Raw genomic sequence first — 6375 nt, 5'->3', positions numbered from 1 at the left:
CGGTGCCCGGGTCGGCCCCTCCGTCGCCGGGGCCGTGGGCCCCACGCCCGCCCCCCTCCGCAGCAGGGCGTCGATCTCCCCCTGCCCGAACGAGTCGAGCTCGGCCGGCGGCCCGGCGGCGAACTCGGACCGGAACCGCTCCAGTCGCTCGACCATCGCGGCCCTGGTGAAGGGCTTGACCAGATACCCGGCGACCTGTCCGGACAGCGCCTGCCGAACGGTGATGCGGTCCCGCAACGAACTCACCACGATCACACTGATCGGGCGGCGGGAGATCGTCCTGATCCGGTGCAGCACCTCGATCCCGCTGAACCCCGGCAGGCCGATGTCGAGTAGCACCAGGTCGATCCCGCCACCGGCCACCCACCCCACCGCCCCCTGCCCGTCGGCGACCGCGGCGGTCACGCCGAAGCCCGCGACGCCCTCCACGTACCGACTGTGCAGGCGCCGCGCGACGGGATCGTCGTCGACGATGAGCGTCCGGATGACGCGGCCGCCCTGTCCCTCGTCCGTCATCGTCCCCCCCGCAGCCGTACGGTGACCAGCGCCCCACCGGCCGGCGACCTGCCCACCTCGATCTCACCATCCCGGTCCAGCACGATCTGCCAGACCACCGCCAGGCCCACGCCGCGCGTCGCGTTCCGGCCACCCGGCTCCTTGGTGGAGTAACCGTGCTCGATCATCGTCGGAAGCGCCTCCGGGTCCAGGCCCGGCCCGTCGTCACCCACCGCCACCTCGGTGCCGAACTCGTCCGCCAGCACCAGAACCTGGACGTGGCCCCCGGGCCCCGCCGCCTCGACGGCGTTGATCACCAGATTGGCGATGAGCGAGAGGTCGTCGCCCCCGAGCTCACCTGCGCTCGTCGAGGTCAGGGGGTCGATCTCCAGCAGTCCCCCCTGTGTCCGGTACTCCGCCGCCATCTCCCCCAACACCGCGCGCAGGCGCGGATCCTCGACGCCCCCGTCGCGGGTGTCCGCACCGGTGATGGGGGCCAGCTCCGCCAGGTAGTCCAGTGCCGCGTCGGCCTCGCCGCTCTCGACCAGCCCGTACACCGCATGGATGCGGGTCCGGAACTCGTGGGTCTGCTCGCGCAGAGCCCGGGACAACCGTCGCTGCTCCCCCAGTTCGGCGTTCTCCGCCTCCAGCCTGCGGACCCGGGCGCCGATCGCCGCCGAGACCCCGGCCGCCCCGGTCAGCCCGACCAGCACCGCCAGCAACACCCACGGTGCCATCGCCGTGAGACTCGACCGCAGGTCGGCGGCGATCTCCGATTCGAGCACCCCGACCGATGCCGCGCCGACCACGTCACCGTCGCGGTACACGGGCACCTTGGCACGCAGGGTCGGACCGAGCGTCCCCTCCTCGGTGCCGACGAAGGTGGCTCCCGCCAGGACGTCCGACGGGTCGGTCGAGACCGGTCGGCCACGCTCCCCTGCCACCGGGTGGGTTATCCGGATCCCCCGCGCGTCACTGATCACGACGTAGTCGACGCCGGACGCCTGCTGGATCAGCTCGGTCAACGGTTGCAGCTCCTGCTCGGCGTCACCCCGCCCGATGGCCACCCGCACCTGGTCGAGATCCGCGAGGCTACGCGCGACCGCGAGGACCCGCTCGGTCGTGGCCTCGCGCACCTGCCGCTCCTGGGCCCGGGCCGCGGCGAAGGCCGTCAGGCCCACGCAGGTCACCACGACAGCGCACTGGATCAGCAGCACCACGAGGAGCCGGAACCGCCGGCTGAGCAACCACTCCGAGTACCGCGCCACCCCGCTCCTCCCCTCGCCCGCACCGCCACCGTCCGGCCCGACGGCGTGAGCATCAATGAGCACAAAGACTAGTTGTGCCCCACATCACACGTCGCCGATCCATGCTCAGCTCATCCCTCGGTGGCGCTCATGCCATCGACCACCTGGAAGGACCGTTGATGCGACACCCCTTCGCCCGCATCCTGACCGTGGTACTCGCCGTCGGGCTCACCACGGCCGCGGCGACCGACGCCAGCCGATCCGGAGGCGGCGACAACCCGCGGACCCAACTGAGCATCATCGCACCGGCCGCCCCCGGGGGCGGGTGGGACACGTTCGGCAGGGAAGCACAGCAGGCACTCATGACCACCGGGATCGTCAACGCGGTGCGGGTCCGCAACGTCCCGGGCGCGGCCGGGACCATCGGACTGACCCAGTTCGTCCAGCTCGCCGGACGCACCGACTCACTGCTGGTCACCGGCGGTGTCATGGTGGGCGGGGTGATCCTGCAGGATTCCGACGCCACGCTCGAGGACACGACGCCGATCGCCCGCCTCGCCGACGACTACAACGTGCTGGTGGTCCCCGAGGACTCCCCGTACCAGACCCTCGACGAGTTCCTCGCGGCATGGCGTGAGCATCCGGGCATGGCGATCGCGGGCGGGTCGCTCGGGAGCATCGACCATCTGCTCACCGGCATGCTCGCCGACGCCGCCGGCATCGACCCGGCCCTCGTCAACTACATCGCCTATTCCGGTGGTGGGGAGGTCGTGAGATCGATGATCAGCGGCTCCGCGGTGGGCGCCATCTCCGGCGCCAACGACTTCGACGCCCAGATCGAGGCGGGCGAGCTCCGTGCGCTCGGGGTCTCGTCGGCGACCCCGGTCGAGGAGCTGTCGACCCCGACCTTCATCGAACAGGGAGTGGACGTGTCCATGTCGAACTGGCGCGGACTGGTCGCCCCACCGGACATCCCGGACGAGGTCCGGGACGAGCTCATCGCGATCATCGCGGAGATGCGCGAGACCGACGAGTGGCGCGACACCCTCGGGCGCAACAACTGGACCGACGAGTTCATGGCAGGTGACGAGTTCGCACGGTTCCTCGACGCGGAGATCGCCACGACCGAAGACATCATCAGGGAGCTGGGACAATGACACTCTTATCCGACCAGACGAGCACGGCGGTCCCGCCGGCCCGGTCCGGCGACCGGAGGCGGTGGTGGCGCGACCGGACCGAGCTCGGGTTCGCCGCCGGCGTACTCGCGCTCGCAGTGTTCATGATCGTGCAGATCATCACCATGGATGTCCCCGAGGGCGTGGGAGCACCCGGGCCGCGGTTCGTCCCCGCCCTCGTGGCCGGATTCCTGATCCTGACCGGCGGACTGCTGGCGATCAACGTCATCCGCACCCCTCGGCACACCGCGGCCACCTCGACCATGGGTCAACTGTCCACCGACATGCTCGAGGACCTGGCCGCGATCGACGACCCCGTCGACTCCCCCACCACGACGTCGCCGGTACCCGCCGCCGACCCGGAGTACGTGCCCGTCGACTACCGCACCACCGGAATCGTGATCGCCGCCCTCATCGGGTTCGCGTTCCTGCTCCAGCCCGTCGGCTGGCTGGTCACCGCCAGCGCGCTGTTCTGGATCGTGAGCCGCGCGCTGGGGAGCAGACGGCCGGTCTTCGACATCGCCGTCTCGGTGATCTTCGCCTCCGTCATCCAGATCGCGTTCTCGGCCGGGCTCGGCCTGGGACTGCCCGCCGGAATCCTCGAAGGAGTCGTGCCGTGGAGCAACTGAGCCTGCTGGGCGAGGGCCTCGCCGGGGTGCTCACCCCGATGAACCTCACCCTCCTGCTGATCGGTGCCCTCCTCGGCACCGCGGTCGGTGTCCTACCGGGACTCGGCTCCGCGATGGCGGTCGCCCTGCTCCTGCCGGTCACCTTCACCCTCGACCCGACCGGCGCCTTCATCATGTTCGCCAGCATCTACTTCGGCGGACTGTTCGGCGACTCGACCTCCGGGATCCTGCTCAACACACCGGGCAACTCGTCCGCCATAGCCACGACGTTCGAAGGGCACCGGATGGCCAAGAGCGGCCGGGCGGCCAAGGCCCTGGGGATCTCGGCGATCGGCGCGTTCACGGGCGGCATGATCGCGTGCGCCTGCGTGGTGATGTTCTCCCCCTATCTGATCGTCCTCGCCCGGGCGTTCTCGTCACCGGAGTACTTCGCTCTGGCGGTGTTCGCCTTCGTCGCCATCTCGGCGGTGGTCGCCGAGTCCGTCGTGAGGGGACTCGCCGCGCTCGGGCTGGGTCTCGCTCTCGCCCTGGTCGGAACCGACTCGATGACCGGCACCCAGCGATTCACGCTGGACAACCCGTCCCTGTTCGAGGGCATCTCGATCATCGTGATCACCGTGGGCCTGCTGGCCCTCGGCGAGGTGCTGCACCAGGCGTCGCGGATCCACCGCGAGGCGCACATCGGCGGTCCGGTGACCACCGAGGGCTCACCGTTCCCGACCCGGAAGGAGATGCGCAGAATCGTGCCCGCCTTCCTCCGCGGCACGGCGTTCGGTCTGCCCTTCGGCACGATCCCGGTCGGCGGCTCCGAGGTCCCGACGTTCCTCGCCTACGGCACCGAGAAGGCACTGGCCGCGCGGCGCCACGACCCCGACTTCGGCACCCGCGGCGCGCTCCAGGGCGTCGCCGCACCCGAGGCCGCGGGCAATGCCACCGCCGGCAGCGCGATGGGGGCGCTGCTCGTCCTGGGCCTGCCGACCTCGGCGACCGCCGCCATGATGCTGGCCGCGTTCCAGCAGTACGGGATGCAGCCCGGTCCCCTGCTGTTCGAGACGAGCGCCGCACTGGTCTGGCCGCTGCTGGCCAGCCTGTTCGTCGGCCTGATCATCCTGTTGATCATCAACCTGCCGTTCGCGGCCGTGTGGGCGAAGCTGCTGCTGATCCCCCGCCACTACCTGTACGCCGGGGTGACGGTCATCGCGATGCTCGGCACCTACGCGATCTCCTCGTCGACGCTCGATCTCTGGATGGTGATCGCGATCGGCATCGTGGGATTCCTCATGCGCCGGTACTCGATCCCGCTGGCCCCGGTGCTGATCGCAGCGATCCTCGGACCGCTGGCGGAGCTCGAACTGCGTCGGTCGCTCGCGCAGTCCGAGGGCGATGTGTCGATCCTGTTCTCCTCGACCATCACCCTCACGCTGTACGCGTTGCTGGCGGCGGCCGTCGCGGCGAGCATCATCCAGCACACCCGGCACCGTCGTCGTCGGCGCGTGGAGGCCGCCGAACGGGTGGAGCCCGCCGCTCGGTGAGGGAACCGCGGGACACGACGAAGGCCGCCCACGACACGTGGGCGGCCTTCGTGATCCTGATCGGTACCGGTGGGGGGACTCGATCCCCCGACCTCACGATTATGAGTCGTGCGCTCTAACCAGCTGAGCTACACCGGCATGCCCTGCCAGTCGGGCGATCGAACCGCCCCGCACAGTGCGAGCCCCCTGACGGAATCGAACCGTCGACCTTTTCCTTACCATGGAAACGCTCTACCGACTGAGCTAAGGGGGCCGGCCACTCCGGTTCGCGAATCACTTCGCGGCTCGGGGTGAAAGCCTCTAGCAGATTACACACACGCTCGAACGGGGCACAAATCGCCCGGTTGGATGGGGTCGGCGCCCCGCTGGCAGGATGAGGGGCATGCGCATCTCCGTGGTCGTCCCCGTCCTCGACGACGCCCACGAGCTCGCCGGGTGCCTCGCGGCCCTGCGTTCCCAGACGAGGCCGCCTGACGAGATCGTGGTGGTGGACAACGGGTGCGCCGACGACAGTGCCGAGGTGGCCCGCGACGCCGGGGCCCGGGTGGTCACCGAGGCCGTGCGGGGCATCCCCTCGGCCACGGCCACCGGTTACGACTCGGCCTCGGGAGACGTGATCGCCCGCCTGGACGCGGACTCCCGCCCGGGCCCGGACTGGGTGCAGCGAATCGAAAAGGCGTTCACCGAGGACCCCGAGCTCGTGGCGATCTCCGGCCCGGGCGAGTTCATCGGGCTGAGCGGCTGGCGGGCCCGCGCCGCCCGGCTGCTCTACATGGACGCGTACTTCGTCTCCGTGGGCGCCGCGATGGCGCACCCGGTGCTGTTCGGGTCGAACCTGGCGATGCGGCGCGAGGCCTGGGATCGCGTGCGGGACGGGGTGAACCGATCGGACCCGGAGCTGCACGACGACATCGACCTGTCGTTCCAGTTCGGTGCCGCCGACCGCCTCCGGGTGGACCGGTCGCTCACCGTGGGCATCTCCGCGCGCCCGTTCGACGATCCCGCCGCGATGCGCCGACGGTTCTCCCGCGCGTTCCGGACGATCGCCCGCAACTGGCGCATCAGCCCGCCCTCGCAACGCTGGATGGCCCGCGTCCAGCGCTGAGGCCTCAGACGCGTCCTCGACGTGCGCGCCCCGGAGGTCGCGTGACCGCGGGGGCGGCGAGCGGCGTCAGGACCAGACGAGCACCGACCACAGCACGATCTGCGTCACGCAGAAGCCCGCCAACATGTTGAGCACCAGGAAGCGCTTCCAGCCCTCGTTGGTGCGCTCGGCATCGGCGTCGGTCACCCCGAC

The 6375-nt window shown here is 70.4% G+C and carries 6 protein-coding genes and 2 tRNA genes; 4 read left to right on the top strand and 4 right to left on the bottom strand.

The genetic code is table 11. The features are described 5' to 3' along the window. Both G6018_RS02725 and G6018_RS02720 read right to left on the bottom strand, forming a co-directional pair. The coding region (locus G6018_RS02725; protein WP_182638652.1) for a response regulator at positions 1 to 516 on the bottom strand (516 nt) is incomplete at its 3' end. Further along, entirely contained in the window at positions 513 to 1826 is a 1314-nt protein-coding gene (locus G6018_RS02720; RefSeq protein WP_182638651.1) for an ATP-binding protein, read from the bottom strand. The genes G6018_RS02725 and G6018_RS02720, both read right to left, overlap by 4 nt. A gap of 95 nt (positions 1827 to 1921) precedes the next feature. On the opposite strand from G6018_RS02720, the gene G6018_RS02715 reads away from it, so the two are divergent. The 3 genes from G6018_RS02715 to G6018_RS02705 are packed head-to-tail and all read left to right on the top strand — an operon-like array spanning position 1922 to position 5078. Then, positions 1922 to 2899: a tripartite tricarboxylate transporter substrate-binding protein gene (locus G6018_RS02715; protein ID WP_182638650.1), complete on the top strand. Its 978-nt coding sequence runs from the start codon at positions 1922 to 1924 to the stop codon at positions 2897 to 2899. Continuing rightward, on the top strand, positions 2896 to 3546 hold the full coding sequence (locus G6018_RS02710; protein WP_182638649.1) for a tripartite tricarboxylate transporter TctB family protein: 651 nt from the start codon (positions 2896 to 2898) through the stop codon (positions 3544 to 3546). Before G6018_RS02715 ends, G6018_RS02710 begins: the two co-directional genes overlap by 4 nt. Beyond that, entirely contained in the window at positions 3534 to 5078 is a 1545-nt protein-coding gene (locus tag G6018_RS02705) for a tripartite tricarboxylate transporter permease (protein ID WP_179523177.1), read from the top strand. The genes G6018_RS02710 and G6018_RS02705 overlap by 13 nt, the downstream gene beginning before the upstream one ends. 64 nt (positions 5079 to 5142) lie before the next feature. Here the strand turns inward: G6018_RS02705 and G6018_RS02700 are convergent. Beyond that, positions 5143 to 5216: transfer RNA gene (locus tag G6018_RS02700), tRNA-Met, on the bottom strand. Positions 5217 to 5258: 42 nt separating this feature from the next. Further along, positions 5259 to 5331 (bottom strand) — tRNA-Thr (locus G6018_RS02695). A 129-nt stretch (positions 5332 to 5460) separates the two neighbouring features. Between G6018_RS02695 and G6018_RS02690 the strand changes: the two genes are divergently transcribed. Beyond that, positions 5461 to 6183 carry a glycosyltransferase family 2 protein gene (locus G6018_RS02690; protein ID WP_182638648.1) on the top strand — a complete coding sequence of 241 codons (723 nt, stop codon included), beginning with the start codon at positions 5461 to 5463 and terminating at the stop codon, positions 6181 to 6183. Positions 6184 to 6375: the final 192 nt, after the last annotated feature.

This window comes from Dietzia sp. DQ11-44 (assembly GCF_014145205.1).
GTDB classification, from domain to species: Bacteria; Actinomycetota; Actinomycetes; order Mycobacteriales; family Mycobacteriaceae; genus Dietzia; species Dietzia natronolimnaea.
This window is presented reverse-complemented; position numbering and strand designations above follow the sequence as displayed.

What these genes read in the sequence shown, in the direction of transcription:
- G6018_RS02715 (WP_182638650.1), top strand. Translation starts at nt 1,922, where the DNA reads ATGCGACACCCCTTCGCCCGCATCCTGACCGTGGTACTCGCCGTCGGG.
- G6018_RS02710 (WP_182638649.1), top strand. Translation starts at nt 2,896, where the DNA reads ATGACACTCTTATCCGACCAGACGAGCACGGCGGTCCCGCCGGCCCGG.
- G6018_RS02690 (WP_182638648.1), top strand. Translation starts at nt 5,461, where the DNA reads ATGCGCATCTCCGTGGTCGTCCCCGTCCTCGACGACGCCCACGAGCTC.